Annotated in this window: 2 protein-coding genes; one reads left to right on the forward strand and one right to left on the reverse strand. The window is 74.1% G+C overall.

Annotated elements, in window-relative coordinates:
- Nucleotides 1–15: 15 nt before the first annotated feature.
- Nucleotides 16–1,221 carry a UDP-N-acetylmuramate dehydrogenase gene (locus B4M60_RS07735; RefSeq protein ID WP_414646765.1) on the reverse strand — a complete coding sequence of 402 codons (1,206 nt, stop codon included), beginning with the start codon at nucleotides 1,219–1,221 and terminating at the stop codon, nucleotides 16–18.
- Nucleotides 1,222–1,258: 37 nt separating this feature from the next.
- Between B4M60_RS07735 and B4M60_RS07740 the strand changes: the two genes are divergently transcribed.
- A partial coding sequence (locus tag B4M60_RS07740; protein ID WP_291081940.1) for a DUF2505 domain-containing protein occupies nucleotides 1,259–1,626 on the forward strand: 368 nt, incomplete at its 3' end.

The raw sequence follows: 1,626 nt of genomic DNA on the forward strand, positions 1-1,626 counted from the left end.
GGCTCCGGCTCCGGCTCAGATGCTGCACCCCACCCACACCGGCTCGGGGTGCAGGTCCACGCCGAACGCCTCCCGGACGCCGTCGCGGACCTCCCGCGCGAGCGCGATCACGTCGTCGGCCGTGGCGCGGCCCCGGTTGGTCAGCGCGAGCGTGTGTTTGGTGGACAGGCGGGCGAGCGACGACGACGAGGGGTACCCCTTCCCGAAACCGGCCCGCTCGATCAGCCATCCCGCCGAGAGTTTGACCCCGTTCGCACCGGGGAACGCCGGCATCTGCGCGGCCTGCCCCACCCCGAGGCGGTCCGCCACCCGGGACCGCACCGTGGGGAGGTCCTCCTCGCCGATCACCGGGTTGGTGAAGAAGGACCCGGCGGACCAGGTGTCCTCGTCGTCGTCGTCCAGGACCATGCCCTTCCCGCGGCGCAGCTCGAGCACGGTCTCGCGCGCGACGGCGGCCTCGGTCCGCTCCCCCGGTTCCACGCCCAGGCGCCCGGCCAGCTCGGCGTAGCGGACGGGCTCGCTGCGGCCGGCGGGGTCGAGGTGGAACTCCACCTCGAGGACCACGGCGCGGTCGGTGTTCTTCAGCACGGACGTCCGGTACGCGAGCCCGAGCGCGCCCGGGGCGACCCACTCGTCGACGCCGGTGTGGCGGTCGAACCAGCGCACGCGGTGCAGGACCTGCGCCACCTCGACCCCGTAGGCGCCCACGTTCTGGACCGGGGTCGCGCCCACCGAGCCCGGGATGCCGGACAGGCACTCCAGGCCGCCGTATCCGCGGGCGACGGTGTCCGCCACGAGCTCGTCCCAGGCCAGCCCGGCGCCGGCCCGGACGACGATCCGCCCGTGGGGGGCGGCCTCCCCGGCGGCCGCGGCGGCGTCGTCCGCCTCCCCGCCGGCCGCGGCGCCGTCGTCCGTCGCGCCGCGGTACTCCACCTCGCGGTTGCGCACGGCCACCACCACCAGGTCCAGATCGCCGCCGGCCACCACGAGGTTGGAGCCGCCGCCCAGCACGAGCACCGGCACCCCCGCCGCGTCCAGCGCGGCGACGGCCGCCGTGACCGCGTCGGCCGTGGAGCACTCCAGCAGCGCGCGCGGCCGGCCGCCGATGCGCAGCGTGGTGAGGCTGTCCAGGCGGGCGTCGGGGACCACGGCGACGCCGGCGACATCCGCCAGGTCGCGGATCACGGCGTCGACCCGGCGGTCGGAGGAGGGCGGGAGCACACGCCCGAGGGTAGTCACCCCTAGTAGTGTTCTGGTCATGGCGACCCGCTTCTCCCATTCGGCCCGCATCGAGTCCCGGCTCGAGACCGTGTTCACGTCGTATGCCGACGAGGCCTTCTGGCACGACCGGCTGAGCACCGTCGGCAGCCCCGCGGACACGCTCGACGACTTTGTGGTCACCAGCGAATCGATCTCGGTGACCGTCACGCAGGTCATCCCCGACGAGGACATCCCGGACCTGGCCCGCAAGGTCCTGCCCGGGCAGCTGACGATCGTGCGCACCAACACCTTCACCGGCTTCGACGGCGAACGGTTCTCGGGCACCGCGCGCGCCGAGGCCGCCGGCGGGCTTGGGGTGATCGACGGCGGGGCTGTCTCTTATACAAATCTGACGCTTCCGAGCAG

This window comes from Dietzia sp. UBA5065 (genome assembly GCA_002415925.1).
Taxonomy (GTDB): Bacteria; Actinomycetota; Actinomycetes; order Mycobacteriales; family Mycobacteriaceae; genus Dietzia.